This is a genomic window from Paenibacillus sp. NPDC056722 (genome assembly GCF_042790635.1).
Classification (GTDB): Bacteria; Bacillota; Bacilli; order Paenibacillales; family Paenibacillaceae; genus Paenibacillus_AQ; species Paenibacillus_AQ agri.
The window spans coordinates 78,801-97,446 of the sequence record NZ_JBHTYV010000007.1 but is presented as its reverse complement, the minus strand read 5'-3'; the positions used below and the strand labels follow the sequence as shown (position 1 = coordinate 97,446).

Genomic DNA, 18,646 nt, shown 5'->3' with positions numbered 1-18,646 from the left:
AAATATAACCAAAGTCCCCCTCTCTCTTGCCAAAGGAACTTTGCTACGCTGTAGGGAAATGTTCTACCTTAAGACATCATTGAACTGAAGAGAGGTCAAGCGCTATGGATAACCATCTTGAGGAATGGATTATCGAAGCAGATATTACAGGCATGCAGACGGAAATGGCCGCAGGGAGAGTGACCTCAGAGGATCTGGTTAACATCTATCTGGAGCGCATCCGTAAGTATGATCCTGTGCTCCGTTCTGTATTGGAGATCAATCCCCAGGCTGTAGATATTGCAAGAAATCTGGATCACGAGCGAAAAGACAAAGGCCCCCGTGGGCCACTTCACGGGATTCCAGTGCTGTTAAAAGATAATATTGACACCCGTGATGACATGCATACCAGTGCAGGCTCGTTGGCGTTGGCCGAATCCATCGCCCCTGAGGATTCCTACGTGGCTGCCCGGCTTCGTGCGGCAGGAGCAGTTCTTCTGGGTAAAACGAATATGACCGAATGGGCCAATTTCATGTCGCCAACGATGTGGGCAGGATATAGCGCACGAGGGGGCCTTGTCCTAAACCCCTATGGTCCGGGCGAGCTGTTCATTGGTGGCTCCAGCTCCGGTTCCGCAGCGGCTGTTGCGGCCAATCTCAGTGCTGCGGCTATCGGGACAGAGACCTCAGGCTCCATCATCGGTCCGGCAGGCCGCAACTGTCTTGTCGGTCTGAAGCCCACGGCGGGCTTAATTCCTTCATCCGGCATTATACCGATCACTTATAGCCAAGACTGCGCTGGTCCGATGACTCGAACTGTAACAGATACAGCGATTCTGCTTGGTGCACTCACCGTAGAGGGCAAGCCGCAGGATTACCGGCCCTATCTGAATCGAGAGGCCTTGAAGCAGGCGCGAATAGGGATTCCGCGATTCTATTATCAGGATCTGGACGAGGCCAGACTGGCAATTATTGAAGAAGCCATCTCTCAGCTTAAGGCACAGGGGGCAGTGATTATAGACCCTGTACATCTCCCCTGCGAAGATATGGAGTGGGATGGAAATGTGATGCGCTATGAATTTAAGGCCGCACTCAACAGTTATCTTGGAAAACTGCCAGATGACGTGCCCGTTCACTCTCTTTCAGAGGTTATTGCCTATAATGAACAGTACGGCGAAGCCGCGTTGAAATATGGCCAGGATACCTTAATTTGGTCCGAGGAAACCAGCGGCACACTGACCGAGGAGGTCTATCTGGAAGGCAGAAGAAAGGACCTTCTCATGTCTCGGGAACAGGGGATTGACCATGCGCTGCAAAGCCATCAGTTAGATGCCCTCCTGTTTCTGGACGACGAAGGAGGCGCTGATATTGCCGCTAGGGCAGGTTATCCGTCCATCACTGTTCCTGGAGGATTTGCCGCAACAGGGGTTATAGCACCGGGAGGATACACTACCAAAGGACATCAAGGGATTACTTTTGTAGGGACCGCCTTCAGCGAGCCGGTGCTGCTGGGGTTGGCCTATGCCTATGAACAGGCCAGTGGTCACCGTGTCGCGCCTAAGCTTGATTAAATGCTAAGTACTATAACCAAAAGCAATCTTTAGATTATCTTAAAGAACAATTAAGGTTTATCTCAGGTTCGCTGTTTACAATAACATTAGGTCAAACAGAAGACTGAACTCTCACACCCATAACCGTACGTATATATTAAGCACCAAAAAACACGAAAAGAGGATTTCTAACTATGAACATAAAGCGAGTGATGATTGTCGGAACGATGGTAGTAGCCATGTCCTTCGGAGGCACCGCCTGGGGTAGCTCCATCACAAGCGCAAGTCCGGTAGCGAAGTGGACTGCCACTGGCGTTGCGGATAAGGATGACCTGCTGGAAGCACTCAACCAATCATCCAATGAGGAGCTATATGAATCGTTGTATGACGGGAAGTCGCTGCATGACATTGCCGCTGATCAGGGCGGAGATATTGCGGATGTGATTGAGCTGCAACTGACACAGCTTACACAGCAGTTGGATGAGCGCCTACACAGCGGAAGCATTACGGCTGAGCAATACGCTGCGCACAAGGCAGAAATCAAAGAAATTGTTGAGCAAAGTGTCCTCACTTCATTCGGTTAACAGGATTACATAGGAAGTGGACATTCTGATATCGCTAGCAGAAACTAAAAGCCCGGCCATTTGGCCGGGCTTTCTTGTGTGTATATGAATAGAAGTTATCCCTTCTTCTCATTCTCCCGTTCAATCTCCAGAATATCAAGGAAGAAGACGAAGATCGGAATACCGAGAATCAGACCCCATATCCCTAAATAATGTTCCGAGAAGAGCAGAACGACAAAGGTGTAGAACATAGGCAGATTCATTTTGGAAGACATCAGCTTCGGATTGAGGAAATATCCCTCTATAAAATGCAGTATAGCAATCATAGCTAGTACATAGATCGTCATCATGAGGCCGCCGATGTTGTAACCAATGATACATAGCGGGATCAACGAGATTACAAAACCTACGACTGGGATCAAACTAAGCAGGAAAATCATAATAGAAAGCGCGAACAGATACGGAAAGCCCAGAATCCACAGCCCGATCACCGTAAACACGGTATTGAACATCGCGATCAGAAGCTGCGCTTCGATGACTTTGCCGAAAGAAGAGATGAATTTTTGACCAAAGTACTCCAGTTCCTTGTAGAACCAGCTGATCTTACTAGTGCTCAGTCTGGATGTGAAGGCCACAATTCGGTTCTTCTCCAGGATGAACACAAAGCTTAGGATCGTGGATAACACAAAGGTCGTACCCCAATTACTGATTCTCAAAACATACTCGATCCCTTGAGTCATGTAGGACTGATAGTTCAAATCCTTCAAGGTTCTAAATATATGCTGGGTGATGTCATTCTGGGGAATATCTTCAGGCGTAAGGTTGGTTAGAAAATACGTTAATTGCTTGATCTGGACAAATACTTTCGGAAGGTAATTGACGAGTGCGAAAACAATCGTAGCAATCAAAGCCAGGTACAGAAAAACAATAATAACCTTGCTGTTGATCCGGACATATTTGTCAAGCCGTTTGGTTAGCATCACCTGAAAGCTGTTCATGACATAAGCAATCAGAAAGGTCAGCAGCACCAGATTGAGCATATCTCTGATACTGAACAACAGCAGGCAGATCAGAAATAATATTCCGAAACGCCGAACAGTTAAATTTTCAAAAAAACGCTTGAACACTTCCATGCTTCCTCTCCATTCGCTTGCAATTGGCACCTTATTATAGTCTACATTAATGAAAACAATTATAGCAAATAACGGGCTCCGAATCGGTCGTATTTTCGCGATTTTTGTGCTTTTTTAGAAAAAAACAAGAGATATTGCAGAATTTAGGCATCCGTACCTACCAATTTGTCCTGCTATCCGTCTAGGCTCCCCCTTTATATGGTAAAATATCCCCTACACGCAATTCGTCCACAAATTGTTGCAACGATTGATAAAATTCCACCGCATGCTGTATCTTGGCGTAGTCCATCAAGCAGCGCTCCCGCTCGTCCTCACATAGCTCTCCTGACTCCAATAGTTCCTGAAGACCTGGCAACACATGCTCCAGCGCTTCATTCATTACATCAATCTCCCGCTGCAGCTTCATTGTGAAGAAACTTCTGAATGCCCGGAAGAAATCCGTCTCCGCCATATACAAATCTTTGCGCTCCTGTTTCTCCTCCAGCTTCGTAACCATGCCCGAAGAAATTAGGGAACGAACCCCATAGCTCATATTACTCTTGCTCATGCTCATCATATGCTTCATTTCTTCAAGCGTCATCGGTCGATCTTCAAAGAACATGATCCCGTACAACTGCCCGAATGAATAATTGGCTCCGTATAAATCCATCGTCTGCGCGATAGCATCGATCATTCTGCGCTGCAATTGCACCCGCGGCGTCAGCTCCAAATCTAACTCTCCAATTCCTTCTCGCTTCATCATGCACACCTTCACTTCCTGTGGAATCTATCCTCTACATTACACAAAACTGAAACTTTTATCGCGTTTTTTAAGAATTTTACATAAATCTAGCTTCCGTTTTACGCCGTCTTTACCACACCTGCAGATATTGAGTGTACAATTTTTTTTGAACAGAGAAGCTTTACTCCAAATTATACAGTGAAATTGAAAAGATGGAATGGGGTATATACACAATGATTCGATCGAAGTTTATCGGCGGCTTAAAGCCAGTGCTATTCACACTGCCAGCCATGATTCCGTTCACCGTGTTCTGGCTTGCACCGCTGCTGTACGTCTTGTATCTAAGCTTTACCGAGTGGGACTTCATGAGTCCGGAGAAAACCTTTGTCGGGCTCGACAACTACATCAGCCTGCTGAGCAACCCTGCTTTTTACCAGGCACTACGGGTCACCGTGCTGTTCTGTGCAGGCACGGTGCTTCCGGTCATCGCGATCGGCCTTGGATTGGCCCTTCTAATGAACAAGAAGCTGAAAGGCTCCGCAATTTATCAGGTTCTGTTGTTCTCGCCTTGGGTGACTCCAACGGTAGCCGTATCCATCGTTTGGTCGTGGATCTACGAGCCGGAGATCGGCCTCGCCAATACGGTCCTGAGCTTTCTGGGATTCGAAAAGCTTGGCTGGCTACAAGATCCAACCTGGGCTCTCGTCGGCGTAATGCTTGTCACCATCTGGAAATCTGTCGGTTGGGCGATGATCTTTTATCTGGTAGCCTTGCGCAATGTGCCTACCGATCTTATGGAGGCAGCTGATCTGGACGGAGCAAGACCTGTCCATAAGTTCATCCGCATTACGCTCCCGCTGATCTCGCCGACTACCCTGTTCCTGTTTATTGTTCAACTTATTCAGGCGCTACAGGCTTACGACCAGATTAACGTACTGACTCAAGGTGGACCGTCTGGTTCCACGCGTACCCTACTATACATGTATTACCAATCTGCTTTCGAATCGTTCCAGATCGGGGAAGCCTCCTCTATAGCCATGACACTTGTTTTCATATGTATGCTGCTATCCCTGCTGTCCGTTATCTTCAGCAGCCGAAACACTCACTACTAATAATGAAACTAGCCATCTAGGAGGGCTTTATGAGTATTCTTTCGCACATAGGCAAGCTGTCACGCCATTTGTTCTTCGCTGCACTTGCTTTAATCATGGCTTTTCCATTCTACTGGATGATTACAAATGCGCTCAAAACCAATGATGAGATCTGGCAATCCCCGCCAACGCTATGGCCACAAACACCGTTATGGGGCAACTTTGCAGAGGCCTGGCATGCAGCACCGTTCTCCCGGTATATGGGTAACAGTATTATCGTTGCTACTTCCATCGTTCTGATCCAAATGTTCAATTCCGGCATGATGGCCTATGCGCTCACCCATATGAAATTCCGGCTCAAAGGATTGTTCTCCGGAATCATCCTTTTCGGTTACATGGTTCCGGCCACAGCCGTGTATCTTCCAAGCTATCTGGTCCTGTCCCAGCTTGGTCTGCTCAATTCCTATGCCGGGCTGATTCTGTCCAACTGTGTCAGCGTGTTCTCGATTTTCCTGATTAGACAAGCATTCTTGCAAGTTCCCCATGAACTGGTGGAGGCCGGTGAAGTGGATGGTGCCTCGCATATGCGGATTCTCTGGACCATTCTCGTTCCCGTTGCCCGCTCTTCCTTTGCGGTGCTGGCCCTCATCACGTTCATTGATCAATACAACAACTATTTCTGGCCGACGCTGATCACCAAAGACCCTAACCTCCAGTTGGTATCTGCCGGACTTCGTAGCTTCTTCGTTGAAGGAGGTGCATACGGATTAAAATGGCCGCTGATCATGGCTGCTAGCGCCTTTACAATCGCTCCATTGCTGCTTGTCTTCCTGGTGGCGCAAAAAACAATTATGTCCAGCGTCAACATGACCGCCGGGTCCAGCAAAGGTTAATATTCTTATCACCATAATACTTAATTTGAAGGAGAATGATGATGAACGTTTTGAAAAAAGTATCCGCAGTATCCCTGGTTGCCAGCTTCACCCTGCTCACCGCCTGTGGCGGAAACACTGCGAACACTACAAACACCGCTGGCAAAACGAATGCTGCTGCTGAGACGACCGCTCCGGCTTCTTCCGCACCTAGTGCTCCAGTAACCATTGAATTCTGGTACGGACTCGGCGGTAAGCTGGGCGAGAACATGGACAAGCTGATTCAGAAATTCAACGCCTCACAGAAGGACGTTATCGTCAAAGGAATTGTACAGAGCGACTATACAGAGACCGAACAGAAGCTCCAGGCCGCTATTGCAACTGGACAAGTACCTGCTGCTGTACTGTCTTCTAATGTAGACTGGGCGCGTAAAGGTTACTTCGCTCCAATGGACGATCTGATCGCGCAACTGCCGGACTTCAACAAAGAGGATTTTGTACAGACTTTCCTGACTCAGGGACAAGTGGACGGCAAGCAGTTCTTCCTGCCAATGTACGGAACTACACAAGTGATGTACTATCGCAAGGATGCTTTTGAGAAGAACGGAATCGAAGCCGATAAACTGAAGACGTGGGAAGATCTCGCGGCAGCAGCTGAGAAAATGTCTGTTAAAGACGGCGGCAAAACTTCCTTCTACGGCTGGGAGCCAATGTGGGGTTATGAGAATATGTATGATGCTGTGCTGAGCAAGGGCGGAAGTGTCCTTAGTGCAGACGGAAAAACTGTAACGATCGATTCTCCGGAATGGGTACAGACATGGGATTTGTTCCGCAAATGGATTCATGAAGATAAAATCATGCGCATTCACTCCGGCGGTCAAGGCTGGGAGTACTGGTACAAAACAATTGACGATGTTATGAAGGGTCAAGCTGCAGGCTACACCGGTTCCAGCGGTGACCAAGGCGATCTGGACTTTGGTGTCGTAGCTGCTATGGAACAACCAGGTTGGGCCGGTGTCGGCGAAGGCAAGCCTGTCGCTCAAGCACTGATGGCTGGTATTCCTTCCAAAGCTAGCGACGATCAAAAGCAAGCAGCTATGAAATGGCTGGCCTACTTCACTAATTCCGAGAATACAGCGTTCTGGTCGATCCAGACTGGATACATCTCTGTTCGTCAATCCGCACTGCAAGATCCGGAATTCGTGAAGTTCAGCGAGAGCAATCCACAAATCAAGATTCCGCTCATGCAAGCAGCACATGGTTCTGCACCATTCCAGGACCCAACTGGCGGCAAAATCACTGATGCACTGAAGATTGCAGCTGACAAGGTAGAAATTCAGAACATTCCTGCAGCACAGGCACTTCAAGAAGCGAAGAAAACCGCACAAGCGGCTTTGGATAAATTGAAATAAAGGTGGCTAATCGCAATGTCTGATCTTATTACTCCGCAAGGGCGTCAAGCTGTATCTGCTATCCTGTTCGATAAGGACGGGACCCTGCTGGAATTCGTATCCCTCTGGGGAGTCTGGGCCAAGTGCCTGCTGGAGCGTTTCGGCGCACATCTAAACAGCCGCCAGCTCACGCTCCAGCCGGAGACTATCCCATCCCTATTCGGTACCGTGCACAACGAGGGCGGGAACATCACGGATTATGACCGCAACGGCCCGCTCGCCATGGGTACGATGGCTGATCTCTACGCCATTCTCGCCTGGCAGGGCTACCTGCAAGGTCTATCCTGGGCAGAGACGATGGAGATCGTTGATCTGTGCCGGAAGGAAGCGGACGCCATGATGGACGAGATGCGGCCAGTCGTCCCCCTGCCGGGGCTGACACGCTTCCTGGAGGAGGCCCGGAGCCATGGTGTGCCTATGGCGGTGGTCACCGCCGATGAAACCGATGCGGCAGAGAAGCATCTGCGCTGGCTCGGCATCCGAGATTACTTCTCTGAGGTGATCGGAACTGATCAGGTAGAGCGCGGGAAGCCATTTCCGGATATGGTTCAGCTGGCCTGTAGCAGACTTGGGATTGACCCTTCCGGGGTAGTGGTGATCGGAGATACGAACGGCGATATGAGAATGGCCAAGGCGGCAGGTGCCGCCCTGGCTATCGGACTCCCAGGTTCAGCTTCGGATGATGAGGTAAGCAATCTGTTGTCTGATGCCGATGTCATCGTACGTACTTACGAAGATCTAAGCGTCGGGAGACCAGGGAAATGAAGCCGGAAGGAGCATGGGCCTGGATCTTCCTGGGCATGGCCATTGTCTTCGAGCTATCTGGCACCATTTCGATGAAAGCCTCTCAAGGGTTCTCCCGCTTATGGCCCTCTGTGCTCATGTTTCTGTTCTACGCGATAAGCTTCACATCGCTTAATTATGCCCTTACCTCTATTAAGGTAGGCATGGCATACGCCATATGGTCGGGAGCCGGAATCATACTGATCTCCGTAGCAGGCATCTTCTTATTCAAAGAACGGATGCCCATGTCCTCCCTGCTCTGGATTGCCGTCATCGTTGTGGGGATTGTCGGACTCAATCTTAGCGATAAAAGCCACTAAGTGCTTCCGCGTCCCCTTCATATTATTCCAGGAGGTGCCTGTTCCATATGAACATGAATTCTGCAGAAGTGGCAAAACCTCTTGCCAGCTTTCAGATCATTACAGATACACACGTCACTGTCGATCCTAATCACGAGTATAATCTTAACTTCGGACTGGCTTTGCGCGATATCGCCAGCCACGCTGAAGGAAGCAGCGGCATCATGCACATTGGGGATGTCACGGACCACGGATTCCCCGAAGAGTATGAGGAAGTACGCCGTATCTTGAGCTTACACCAAACAGGACTGCCGACTGTCCGCTTCACCCTCGGCAACCATGACGTTGGCCTGGGTGACTGGCATTCACGCCTTGCGCTGTATGCCTCCCGGACAGGAATGCCCGGCCCCTATCATGATCACTGGATAGACGGCTACCACTTTATCTTTATCGGCACGGAAGAGAATCTACCGCTCTTCTGCGACCTTTCCAAGGAGCAGCTTCAATGGCTGGATCTGAAACTCGGTGAGGAAGCTTCACCGGACAAGCCTGTTTTCCTGTTCCTCCACCAGCCGCTCAAGGATACTGTAGCCGGCTCGTTGGAATCCCAGGAATGGTACGGCGTGACTCAGGACCAGGAATTGCGGGCCATTCTTTCCAAGCATCCGCAGACCTTGTTGTTCACAGGGCACACCCATTGGGAAATGGAAGTCGACAATACGATGTATCCAGGCCGCGGGGAGACTGCAACGATGTTCAATGCCGCATCAACTGCCTATCTATGGACGAACGAGGATGAGCACAAGGATGGAAGCCAAGGCTTCTATGTGGAAATCTACAGCGACAAGGTGCTGGTGCGAGGCCGCGACTTCAAGACCGGAACCTGGATTCCCGCTGCACAGTACGAGGTAGCCTTTCCTGTGGTAAAGATGTAGCACTCTACTGCCTATTTAATTTTAAATATGATCATACAAAAAAACGATTGCATGCAGGCTGTAAAGCCTTGCAGAGCAATCGTTTTTTTGAAGTCTTTTTCGCTAATCCTAGCTCAAGCGCTAGCTTTTAGCTATATCTTAACGCTGTACAGGCTCAATCCGGTAGCTCGAAGTCTCCTCATCCGAGGCTCCGGTTCCTTCATGAATCTCCCAGCCGAAGGATAGTACCCCTTCCAGCCGCGCCTTCTCGGCTGCCGTCAACGATACCTCTACAGCTTCCTTACCCGGCTCAAGTTCCAGCACAGGCTCTTTGCCCAAGGCAACGAAAATCCAGCTGCGAACACCGCGAATGGTATTGTATTTGATTTGATAGCCTTCCCGTACCGCCCGCTCGAATAGTTCAGGCTGCTCAGCCTGCAACGCCGTAAGCTGCTTATAATCAAAATGGAACTCGCTTTCGTCTACAGGCAGCTCACCTGAGGCTACTCTGCGTAGCAGCTCGTCATCAGACCAGCCTAAGGTACGCAACGATTCCAGGATTAAGGCATCCCACTGGGACAGCTTCACTCTGTTCAAATTCTCCGACATCTCTTATTCCTCCCATTTTCGATAAGATGGTTTAGAAATCAGCAACGAAGTGGCCAGGGCTTACTTCGCGAAGCTCGGAATTCCCCTCGCCACCACGCTTTGCTGTATAACCGTTCTGGCTCAGGCGTTGACCGGCCTTCTTCGGATCCGGCTCCAGGATGGAAGACAACAACGCTTGTGTGTAAGGATGCTGTGGGTTCTCGTACAATTCATCACTTTCGGCAACCTCAACCAAACGGCCAGCATACATTACTCCGATGCGATCGGAGATGTGCCGCACCATTGACAGATCATGCGCGATGAAGAGATACGTCAGTCCGAACTCAGCCTGCAAATCCTCCAGCATGTTCACGACCTGGGCTTGAACCGAAACGTCCAGCGCAGAGATGGGCTCGTCACAGACGACAAATTCCGGTCTCACTGACAGGGCTCTGGCAATGGAGATCCGCTGGCGCTGCCCACCGCTGAACTCATGCGGGAAGCGGTACAGATGCTCTCGCTTAAGTCCCACTTTTTCCAGCAGGGCCGCAATGATTTCCTTGCGATCTTCGCCCTGGTGGGTACCGTGGATCTTCATCGGCTCGCTGATCAGCTCCAGCACATTCAGACCGGGATTCAGCGAAGAATACGGGTCTTGGAAAATCGACTGAATACGTCTGCGAAACGGCTTCAGCTTTTTCTCGCCCAATCCGCCGATTTGCTGCCCATCGAAAGATACTTCTCCATCCGTATAATCATACAGACGAAGCAGACAGCGCCCTACTGTCGACTTTCCGCTCCCCGATTCGCCGACAAGACCAAAGGTCTCACCCTTGCGAATCTGGAAGCTAACACCGTCCACCGCCTTCAGCACATCCGTATCACGTCCCCAGATGTCTTTGCCTTTGGAGAAATGCTTCTTGAGATTCTTCACGTCGACTAATATTTTGCTCTCACTCAAGCGAACGTCCCTCCTTCCACACCTACAGATACCTCACCATCAGCCAGCCAACACATCGAGCGATGTCCCGCCGACAGTTCGAATACCGGAGGCCGCTCCGCACAGCGGGCAAACGCATGCGGGCAACGGTCCATGAATGGGCAACCAGGCGGGGGATCCAGCAGATCCGGCGGTGAGCCTTCGATCGGCACCAGGCGTTCTTTCGACTTGCCCCCATTCTTCGGAATAGAGCGCAGCAAGCCCTTGGTGTAAGGATGCTGCGGACGGTAAAAGATATCCTCTACCGTTCCCTCTTCCATGATCAATCCACCATACATGACAATGACCCGGGTACAGACTTGGGCCACTACGCCCAAATCATGGGTAATTAGCGCGACTGCAGTATGTGAATTACCCTTCAGTTCCTTAAATAGGTCTAGAATCTGCGCCTGGATGGTCGCATCCAGCGCTGTTGTCGGCTCATCCGCAATCAAAAGCTCCGGCTGGCAGGAAAGCGCCATGGCGATCATCACCCGCTGCCGCATTCCGCCGCTGAATTCATGCGGATATTGCTGCAAGCGCTGCTCGGGTTGGCTAATCCCAACCTGACGCAGCATATTAGCCGCTTCCGTCAGCGCTGCTTCTTTATTTAATCCGCGGTGTCTGCGGATCACTTCTGTTAATTGCTGACCAATCTTTTTGACCGGATTCAGCGAGGTCATCGGGTCCTGAAAGACCATCGCGATCTGGTTACCGCGCAGTTTTCTCCACTGCTTCTCCGACAGGTTCAGGAGGTTCTCACCGCGGAAGTTAACATTTCCCGAGGTGATTTTGCCGGGTGGTGTGATCAAAGACATGATCGCCTTGGCTGTCACGCTCTTACCACTGCCGGACTCACCGACAATACCCACGGTCTCCCCGGCATCGATATGGAAGCTAACACCGCGCACGGCTTGATTCTCTCCATCCCGCGTGGAGAACGAAACCTTCAAATCCTCAACAGACAGTAGACGTTCCGTCATGATGTCTCCACACTCCTATCTCTTGATTAGCTTCGGTTCAAAGCCAACCCGCAGAATATCGCCCAATATATTAAAGCTCAGTACAGTCAAAAGGATCAGTAAGCCCGGGAACACCGCCAAATATGGCGCCTGAGCGATATAACCCTGCGCATTGTTCAGCATGCTGCCCCATGTTGCATTCGGAGGTTGTACCCCAAAGCCCAAAAAGCTCAGGGAAGACTCCATCATAATCGCCGAAGCGATGTTATTCGTAGCCCCTACAATGATGACCGGGATCAAGCCCGGCATAATATGCTTCAGGATGATGCCGAACGCACTTTGACCCGAGGCCTTGGCGTATAGTACAAATTCCCGCTCCTTCAGAGTCATCGTCTCCGCCCGGATGACCCGGGCGATGTGCATCCACATCAGCAAAGCTATAATGACAATAATATTGCCGACGCTCGGCTTCAAAAATACGCTGAGCAGCAGCAGGATCAGAAACGTAGGTATCGACAATATTACATCCAGCATACGCATCAGAAGGTTGTCCAGCCAGCCGCCGAAGTAGCCGCTGATCACACCTACTGTTACGCCAATACCAGTCGCAATAATCATGGCAGTAAAGCCGACTAACAAGGATACCCGGCCTCCGTACAGTGCTCTGGCGAAATAATCCCGTCCGAAATCATCGGTTCCGAACCAATGCTCTGCTCCGGGTGGAGTCAAACGTGCCATTACATTCAGTGCATTCGGATCATGGCCGGATAAGAACGCGAAGACCGAGGCAAGCGTGAACAGCAACAGAAGGATAAGGGCAGCGACACCCATACCATTTCCCAGCAGCTCACTTCCGACATTTTTCCATTTACTGCGATTCATGAGGTCACCTCGTTAGTTTAATTCGCGGATCCACGAAGCTGTACAGGATATCCGCCGCCAGATTGCCTATAATCAGCATCAAAGAAGAAAATAAAGTGATACCCATAATAACAGGGTAATCCATACCCCTAACCGCAGTCATGCCCAAAGAGCCAATGCCGGGCCAAGAGAATACCGTCTCCGTAACAATCGCTCCGGCTACAAGATCACCCATGGACATCCCGAGCAGCGTAATTACCGGCAGCAGCACATGCTTCATTACATGGCGAAACAGCACTGTAGTCTTCGAAGCTCCAAAAGCATATTGAATCTGCACGTACTCTTCTTTTAGCTGACCAATTGTGCTGGAGCGAATATACCGAACGTAACTGGTCAGGAATCCAAAAGCCAGCACCGTACAAGGCAGAATTCCATGCTTAAAGATATCTGCCGCCGACTCCACGCCAATAGTACGCATTCCCATACTAGGAAGCCAATGAAGCTTGATCGCGAATAAATAAATCATTAGAATAGCCAACCAGAAGAGGGGCACGGAAATACCGATATACGAAATAAAGTTAATCAGCTTATCCACCCAGCGGTTGCGGTTCGCTCCGGCCAGAAGGCCAAGCGGAATCGCGAGTAGCACAGCTAGAGCAATGGCGCTACCCATCAAACCGGCGGTAGCCGGCAGGCGCTCCAAAATTTGGTCCAGCACCGGCTGGTGATTGATCAGTGAATAACCGAAATTACCTTGAAGCAATTCTTTAAGCCAGATGAAATATTGGATGTAGGCCGGCTTGTCCAGTCCCAAATTATGCCGGACACGCTCGATATCTTCGGCATGCATATTCGGGGTTACGAAGGAAAGCACCGGATCGCCCGGCGCCAGTTTGATCATGAAAAAGCATACCACTGATACGAAGAACAGCAGCGGTACGGTTTGCAGCAATCTACGGACGATGAGTTGTCTCATTCGTATACTCTCCCAGCTCATATCGGCAAAAAAATAAGCTGGATTAACCAGCTTATTTTTTCCCGTTCTTATTTAAGGTAGATTTTGGACAAATCTTCAAAAATAACGACAGGCTTCAATACTGCTTCTTCAATGCCACCATATTGCTTAGAGACAGCTACGATGGTCTTGGTATACGCAATAGGGTAGATCGGTGCATCTTCAGCTACGATCTCCTGTGCTTTTTTGTAAATTTCTCCGCGCTTAGCAGTGTCTGCTTCACTAGCACCTGCATCAAACAATTTGTCTACTTCCGGATTGTTATAGTGCGAGTAATTGGAATTCCCGGTAGAGCTGTACAGAATACGGTATGCATCCGGGTCATAACCCATGATATATCCAGCCAGAGCAAGTTCAAAGTCTTTAGCGTCCTTATCCGTGAAACGTTTGGAGTATGCGGAAGCATCAACGCTTTGCAATTCCACATCTACACCGATCGCTTTCAGCTTTTGTTGAACATACAAGGAAACTGCCTCTTGTACCTTATTGCCGCTCGTTGTGATAAATCTCAATTTCAGGTTGCTGACACCAGCTTTGTCCAACAGTTCCTTGGCTTTAGCCGCGTCATTATCATACGAAGTTACGTCATTGGTAAAGAACAAACCATCAGGTGTTACGAATGATTTTGCCGGTTCAGCATAATCACCGGATGTATAAGCTGTTTGGATCAATTCATCGCGGCTCAGCGCCAGGGATAGAGCTTCACGCACTTCTTTCTTAGCAAGAGCACCTCTGTCACTGTTAGCGTTGAACAGCAGGTATGCCAAACGTCCTTCGCTGTAAGGTAGAATTTCAAAGTTATTCGTCGCTTGGAATGTAGCTACGTCTTGCGGATCCAGATACTTCACGTTAATCTCGCCGTTTTGCAGTGCAAGGTTTGCGCTGTTAGTGTCTTTAGCAATCCGGTAAGTCACGGAATCCAGATGCGGCTTGCCGCCGAAGTAATTATCGAAGCGTTCCAAAGTCAGGTATTCACCAGTTTTGTATTCTTTGAATTTGAACGGGCCAGAGCCGACTGGAGCGGCATTTTTAGGGCTCTTCTCGATGTCTGCCTCATTCTCAAAGATATGCTTTGGAATCGGGGAAATCTGTACCAGTGTCGCTTCAAAAGCAGGTGCGACTTGCGGAAGCTTGAACTCCACAGTCAGATCGTCCACCTTAACAGCTTGGATCGGCTTGTCACCGATGATCAGGTTGGATCTCAAGAGGCTGTTCTGCTTCTCGTCCAAAATGCTGTTGATGGTGAACACAACATCGTCAGCTGTAAGCTTCTCGCCGTCATGCCAAGTCAGTCCACTCTTCAGCTTCAATGTATAAGTAAGGTTATCTGCAGATGCTGTCAGGCTGTCTGCCAGATAAAAAGTTTTCTTTCCGTTATTCACTTGGAACAATGGTGCATACAGCGCTTGGTCGATGGTCAGGCTGACACGGTCGCCCGCATAGTTCGGGTTCAGGATGACCGGATCGGCAGCTACTCCAATGATTAGATTACCGCCGTCTTTTGGTGTGCCATTGTCAGCAGGTTGCTGCGATTCTGCAGGTGCATTACTTGCAGCAGGTGCTGCGTTATTTCCGCCGGAGCAAGCACTCACCAGGAGTGTCAATAATATCACGCCGATAAAACCAGTTAGTCGTTTACGCATGTTTCTTTCCCCCATATCTCTCTATTGAATCCCAAGATGTTTTTTTAATTATATATCGGAATACTAGGGATTACAATGGATGTAATTTCACATAAATGCAACAAAAAGGAAATCAGTGACTAAGTGTATCATCCTTACCTTTTGTAATGATGCACTGAAGTTATTGTACAGCATTTGCATCAATTTTAAAACATGTCGACAACACTACAACCCTATTTTGCTCCATTATTAAGGTTTTAACCGAAAAAAAAGACAACCTCTGAAAATATAAGGGTCACCATTCACGTTTTCTAAATATATTAAACCAAACGCACAAATGTATTTTGAGAACGGGAGGACCTTATGATCACAATAAGCCTGTGCATGATCGTAAAAAATGAAGAGGATACCTTGGACCGCTGCCTGAGCTCCGTGGCCGATTTGGTCGATGAGATTATTATTGTCGATACAGGATCGACAGACGCTACAAAAGAGATCATCCGCAAGTATAGTGATCAGGTGTTTGATTTTGAATGGATTTATGATTTCGCCGCTGCCCGTAATCACGCCTTCTCACAAGCGACGAAGGAATATATCCTTTGGCTGGATGCAGATGATGTCTTCAAGGATGTGGATCGTGAGCGCCTGCGCGCCCTCAAGGACACGCTGGACCCGGCGGTCGACTCTGTTACCATGAATTATCACCTGGCCTTTGATGAAGAAGGGAATGTGGTGTCCAGTCTACGCCGCAACCGGCTGGTCAAGAGAAGCAATGGCTTCCGCTGGATCGGAGCCGTCCATGAATATCTGGAGGTTAGCGGGAACATCATCAACAGTGATATCGCCGTTACCCACAGCAGCATCCATCATGACAGCGACCGTAACCTGAATATCTATGAAGAACGTCTGGCTGGTGGAGAGCAATTCTCACCTCGGGACTTATATTACTTCGCCAACGAGCTGCTGGATCACAGCCAGTATGAGCGGGCCATCCGCTTCTATGGGGAGTTCCTCGGGACCGGGCTGGGCTGGATTGAGGACAACATCGCTGCCTGCGGCAAGTTGGCGGATTGCTACCACGGGCTGAAGGATGAGGACCGGGCGCTGGAAGCCGCCCTTCTGTCCTTCCGGTATGATCAGCCACGCGCGGAATTTTGCTGCCGGATCGGATACCATTTTCTCAATAAAAATAATATCAATGCGGCCATCTTCTGGTATAAGGCAGCTGTAGCCGACCAGCCTTCCGGCGATCAATGGGGACTGCGCAACCTGGCCTGCTCTACCTGGCTACCCCACCTTCAGCTCTGCGTCTGCTATGACAGAATCGGCCAGCATCAGATGGCTTACGCCCATAACGAGGCGGCCCGGACCTACCGTCCGAGTGACGAACGTATACTGTTAAACAAGGCTTATCTGGAGGCTGTCCTTAATCCGCAGACACAAGCGGAGTCAGACACCAACCAGGGGGGTGACGTATGAGTGACCAACCGATCCGCGTGCTGCTTGGCAGCCCTATTCATCAGAAGGCGACTGTGTTGCAGCATTTTCTGGAGTCACTGGGCCGCTTGAAGTTGGAGGGAATTCAACTTGATTTCTTTTTTATCGACGACAATCAGGATGGGCAGTCTTCCGAATTACTTAAAGCGTTCAAAGCAAGTACCGAAGCAAATACGGGCAATGTTCTGATTCAACCCTCGGGCTACAACGATACTTATATCCGGAACGATACCACCCATTTCTGGAGCACTAACCTGGTCTGGAAGGTGGCTACCTTCAAGAACCTTATGATCCAGCGGGCCCAGACCCTCGAATATGATTATTTATTCTTGCTGGATTCCGATCTAATCCTCCATCCTGATACGCTGAGTCATCTCATCAGCACGGAGAAAGATATTATTTCTGAGGTCTTCTGGACGCAGTGGCAGCCGGACACGATGTTCCAGCCCCAGGTCTGGATGCACGATGAATACAATCAGTGGGATCAACTACCAGGTGAGAAGCTATCCGCTGAGGATACCCGCAGCAGGTTCCACGAGTTCATCAACAGAATGCAGGTTCCCGGAATTTATGAAGTCGGTGGTCTCGGAGCCTGTACACTCATCAGTAAAGCAGCCATCGTGAGAGGCGTTAGCTATAATCCTGTCAAAAATATCTCCTTCTGGGGAGAAGACCGTCACTTCTGCATTCGCGCCGCAGCACTTGGTATTCCTCTGTTCGTTGACACTCACTATCCTGCGCTGCATCTCTACAGGGATAGTGATCTCAGTAAAGTTGATGAATTTGTACAGCGTACCTCGGGTGAGGCAGGCATACCGCCGGGTAGCGAACCGGTGTCCCCGCCTTCACAGGAGGACTCCAATCAGCCTGAAGACTCCGTAGGATCGGAAAGCTCCGCAAGCCCGGATAATCCCGTAGGATCGTTAGAATCAACCCCGCCGGAAGAAGATCAGCTTCTTGAGAAAGAATCAGCTATTCCAGCCTCCGAAAAGCGCCCCAAGCTGACCTTGGCTATGATCGTCAAAAATGAGGCCAACCGCTTTCTGCGACAGGTACTGGAAGAACACCGCAAATATATTGATGAAGCCGTAATTATCGATGATGGCAGCACAGATGATACGGCAGATATCTGTCTGGAGGTGCTGGCAGGCCTTCCTGTCACCCTTATACGCAACACCGAGTCCAGATTCAGCAATGAATATGAACTGCGCACACAGTTATGGCAGGAAGTGGTCCAAACCGAGCCGGAATGGATTCTCACCCTCGATGCAGATGAACTGTTCGAGAACAGATTCGCCCAACAGGTCGACGAGTTGCTGCGGCAGACAAAGTCTGATCTGCTCTGCTTCCGGCTCTATGATTTCTGGGATGAGAATCACTACAGGGATGACCAGTATTGGAGTTCCCACTACAGCTTCAGGCCATTCCTGCTCCGCTACAACAAGGACTTGAACTATACTTGGAAAAATTCACCGCAGCACTGTGGACGTTTACCGGAGAACGTGTTCGAAGTGCCCCATCAATTAAGCCTTCTACGTATCAAGCATCTGGGATGGTCTAGACTGGAGTTTCGTCTGGAGAAATTCGCAAGATATATGCACCTTGACCCCGAAGGTCAATATGGGTGGAAAGAACAGTACATCTCCATCCTTGACGAGCAGCCTCATCTGGTACCTTGGGTGGAGTGAGCGGGGAAGCTCACTTCGGATGATGGTTACGGCGAGTCCAGACTCATTGCAAAAACAAAGGCCAGCCGATTTCGGTTG

Annotated in this window: 18 protein-coding genes; 10 read left to right on the top strand and 8 right to left on the bottom strand. The window is 49.7% G+C overall.

What is annotated here, in order from left to right; translation table 11 throughout:
• Positions 1-104: 104 nt before the first annotated feature.
• On the top strand, positions 105-1,550 hold the full coding sequence (locus ACFRAM_RS18135) for an amidase family protein (protein WP_379467052.1): 1,446 nt from the start codon (positions 105-107) through the stop codon (positions 1,548-1,550).
• Between the two features lie 173 nt (positions 1,551-1,723).
• Positions 1,724-2,113 (top strand): hypothetical protein, encoded by a 390-nt coding sequence (locus ACFRAM_RS18130; protein WP_379467051.1) that lies wholly within the window; start codon positions 1,724-1,726, stop codon positions 2,111-2,113.
• A 95-nt stretch (positions 2,114-2,208) separates the two neighbouring features.
• Here the strand turns inward: ACFRAM_RS18130 and ACFRAM_RS18125 are convergent, their stop codons facing one another.
• Together ACFRAM_RS18125 and ACFRAM_RS18120 are read right to left on the bottom strand one after the other, a co-directional pair.
• Complete coding sequence (locus tag ACFRAM_RS18125) at positions 2,209-3,225, bottom strand: AI-2E family transporter (protein WP_379467050.1); 1,017 nt, start codon at positions 3,223-3,225, stop codon at positions 2,209-2,211.
• Between the two features lie 181 nt (positions 3,226-3,406).
• On the bottom strand, positions 3,407-3,964 hold the full coding sequence (locus ACFRAM_RS18120; protein WP_379467181.1) for a GbsR/MarR family transcriptional regulator: 558 nt from the start codon (positions 3,962-3,964) through the stop codon (positions 3,407-3,409).
• Between the two features lie 215 nt (positions 3,965-4,179).
• On the opposite strand from ACFRAM_RS18120, the gene ACFRAM_RS18115 reads away from it, so the two are divergent.
• The 6 genes from ACFRAM_RS18115 to ACFRAM_RS18090 are packed head-to-tail and all read left to right on the top strand — an operon-like array spanning position 4,180 to position 9,377.
• The gene (locus ACFRAM_RS18115; protein WP_379467049.1) at positions 4,180-5,058 is read left to right on the top strand and encodes a carbohydrate ABC transporter permease; all 879 of its coding nucleotides are present in this window, start codon (positions 4,180-4,182) and stop codon (positions 5,056-5,058) included.
• A 29-nt stretch (positions 5,059-5,087) separates the two neighbouring features.
• Entirely contained in the window at positions 5,088-5,930 is an 843-nt protein-coding gene (locus ACFRAM_RS18110) for a carbohydrate ABC transporter permease (protein ID WP_066375200.1), read from the top strand.
• Positions 5,931-5,971: 41 nt separating this feature from the next.
• Entirely contained in the window at positions 5,972-7,321 is a 1,350-nt protein-coding gene (locus tag ACFRAM_RS18105; RefSeq protein WP_379467180.1) for an ABC transporter substrate-binding protein, read from the top strand.
• Positions 7,322-7,336: 15 nt separating this feature from the next.
• The gene (locus ACFRAM_RS18100) at positions 7,337-8,125 is read left to right on the top strand and encodes an HAD family hydrolase (protein ID WP_175372037.1); all 789 of its coding nucleotides are present in this window, start codon (positions 7,337-7,339) and stop codon (positions 8,123-8,125) included.
• Complete coding sequence (locus ACFRAM_RS18095; protein WP_379467048.1) at positions 8,122-8,463, top strand: DMT family transporter; 342 nt, start codon at positions 8,122-8,124, stop codon at positions 8,461-8,463. The genes ACFRAM_RS18100 and ACFRAM_RS18095 overlap by 4 nt, the downstream gene beginning before the upstream one ends.
• 47 nt (positions 8,464-8,510) lie before the next feature.
• A complete protein-coding gene (locus ACFRAM_RS18090; RefSeq protein ID WP_379467047.1) occupies positions 8,511-9,377 on the top strand; it encodes a metallophosphoesterase family protein in 867 nt (288 codons plus the stop codon).
• A 138-nt stretch (positions 9,378-9,515) separates the two neighbouring features.
• Here the strand turns inward: ACFRAM_RS18090 and ACFRAM_RS18085 are convergent, their stop codons facing one another.
• The 6 genes from ACFRAM_RS18085 to ACFRAM_RS18060 all read right to left on the bottom strand — a co-directional run bounded on the left by ACFRAM_RS18085 (position 9,516) and on the right by ACFRAM_RS18060 (position 15,404).
• Positions 9,516-9,965 (bottom strand): hypothetical protein, encoded by a 450-nt coding sequence (locus tag ACFRAM_RS18085; RefSeq protein ID WP_379467046.1) that lies wholly within the window; start codon positions 9,963-9,965, stop codon positions 9,516-9,518.
• Between the two features lie 31 nt (positions 9,966-9,996).
• Positions 9,997-10,905, bottom strand: coding sequence for an ABC transporter ATP-binding protein (locus ACFRAM_RS18080; protein WP_175372041.1), 909 nt, complete (start codon positions 10,903-10,905; stop codon positions 9,997-9,999).
• On the bottom strand, positions 10,902-11,906 hold the full coding sequence (locus tag ACFRAM_RS18075) for an ABC transporter ATP-binding protein (RefSeq protein WP_379467045.1): 1,005 nt from the start codon (positions 11,904-11,906) through the stop codon (positions 10,902-10,904). The genes ACFRAM_RS18080 and ACFRAM_RS18075 overlap by 4 nt, the downstream gene beginning before the upstream one ends.
• A 15-nt stretch (positions 11,907-11,921) precedes the next feature.
• A complete protein-coding gene (locus tag ACFRAM_RS18070; RefSeq protein WP_379467044.1) occupies positions 11,922-12,767 on the bottom strand; it encodes an ABC transporter permease in 846 nt (281 codons plus the stop codon).
• Between the two features lie 4 nt (positions 12,768-12,771).
• A complete protein-coding gene (locus tag ACFRAM_RS18065; protein WP_066375232.1) occupies positions 12,772-13,722 on the bottom strand; it encodes an ABC transporter permease in 951 nt (316 codons plus the stop codon).
• Positions 13,723-13,790: 68 nt separating this feature from the next.
• Positions 13,791-15,404, bottom strand: coding sequence for an ABC transporter substrate-binding protein (locus tag ACFRAM_RS18060; protein WP_379467043.1), 1,614 nt, complete (start codon positions 15,402-15,404; stop codon positions 13,791-13,793).
• 342 nt (positions 15,405-15,746) lie between these two features.
• Between ACFRAM_RS18060 and ACFRAM_RS18055 the strand changes: the two genes are divergently transcribed.
• Positions 15,747-16,862, top strand: coding sequence for a tetratricopeptide repeat-containing glycosyltransferase family 2 protein (locus tag ACFRAM_RS18055; protein ID WP_379467042.1), 1,116 nt, complete (start codon positions 15,747-15,749; stop codon positions 16,860-16,862).
• Positions 16,859-18,568 (top strand): glycosyltransferase family 2 protein, encoded by a 1,710-nt coding sequence (locus ACFRAM_RS18050; protein WP_379467041.1) that lies wholly within the window; start codon positions 16,859-16,861, stop codon positions 18,566-18,568. The genes ACFRAM_RS18055 and ACFRAM_RS18050 overlap by 4 nt, the downstream gene beginning before the upstream one ends.
• Positions 18,569-18,646: the final 78 nt, after the last annotated feature.

Bases quoted from the DNA above. Each gene is read 5' to 3' on its own strand.
- ACFRAM_RS18135 (WP_379467052.1), top strand. From the start codon at position 105: ATGGATAACCATCTTGAGGAATGGATTATCGAAGCAGATATTACAGGC.
- ACFRAM_RS18130 (WP_379467051.1), top strand. From the start codon at position 1,724: ATGAACATAAAGCGAGTGATGATTGTCGGAACGATGGTAGTAGCCATG.
- ACFRAM_RS18125 (WP_379467050.1), bottom strand. From the start codon at position 3,225: ATGGAAGTGTTCAAGCGTTTTTTTGAAAATTTAACTGTTCGGCGTTTC.
- ACFRAM_RS18120 (WP_379467181.1), bottom strand. From the start codon at position 3,964: ATGAAGCGAGAAGGAATTGGAGAGTTAGATTTGGAGCTGACGCCGCGG.
- ACFRAM_RS18115 (WP_379467049.1), top strand. From the start codon at position 4,180: ATGATTCGATCGAAGTTTATCGGCGGCTTAAAGCCAGTGCTATTCACA.
- ACFRAM_RS18110 (WP_066375200.1), top strand. From the start codon at position 5,088: ATGAGTATTCTTTCGCACATAGGCAAGCTGTCACGCCATTTGTTCTTC.
- ACFRAM_RS18105 (WP_379467180.1), top strand. From the start codon at position 5,972: ATGAACGTTTTGAAAAAAGTATCCGCAGTATCCCTGGTTGCCAGCTTC.
- ACFRAM_RS18100 (WP_175372037.1), top strand. From the start codon at position 7,337: ATGTCTGATCTTATTACTCCGCAAGGGCGTCAAGCTGTATCTGCTATC.
- ACFRAM_RS18095 (WP_379467048.1), top strand. From the start codon at position 8,122: ATGAAGCCGGAAGGAGCATGGGCCTGGATCTTCCTGGGCATGGCCATT.
- ACFRAM_RS18090 (WP_379467047.1), top strand. From the start codon at position 8,511: ATGAACATGAATTCTGCAGAAGTGGCAAAACCTCTTGCCAGCTTTCAG.
- ACFRAM_RS18085 (WP_379467046.1), bottom strand. From the start codon at position 9,965: ATGTCGGAGAATTTGAACAGAGTGAAGCTGTCCCAGTGGGATGCCTTA.
- ACFRAM_RS18075 (WP_379467045.1), bottom strand. From the start codon at position 11,906: ATGACGGAACGTCTACTGTCTGTTGAGGATTTGAAGGTTTCGTTCTCC.
- ACFRAM_RS18070 (WP_379467044.1), bottom strand. From the start codon at position 12,767: ATGAATCGCAGTAAATGGAAAAATGTCGGAAGTGAGCTGCTGGGAAAT.
- ACFRAM_RS18065 (WP_066375232.1), bottom strand. From the start codon at position 13,722: ATGAGACAACTCATCGTCCGTAGATTGCTGCAAACCGTACCGCTGCTG.
- ACFRAM_RS18060 (WP_379467043.1), bottom strand. From the start codon at position 15,404: ATGCGTAAACGACTAACTGGTTTTATCGGCGTGATATTATTGACACTC.
- ACFRAM_RS18055 (WP_379467042.1), top strand. From the start codon at position 15,747: ATGATCACAATAAGCCTGTGCATGATCGTAAAAAATGAAGAGGATACC.
- ACFRAM_RS18050 (WP_379467041.1), top strand. From the start codon at position 16,859: ATGAGTGACCAACCGATCCGCGTGCTGCTTGGCAGCCCTATTCATCAG.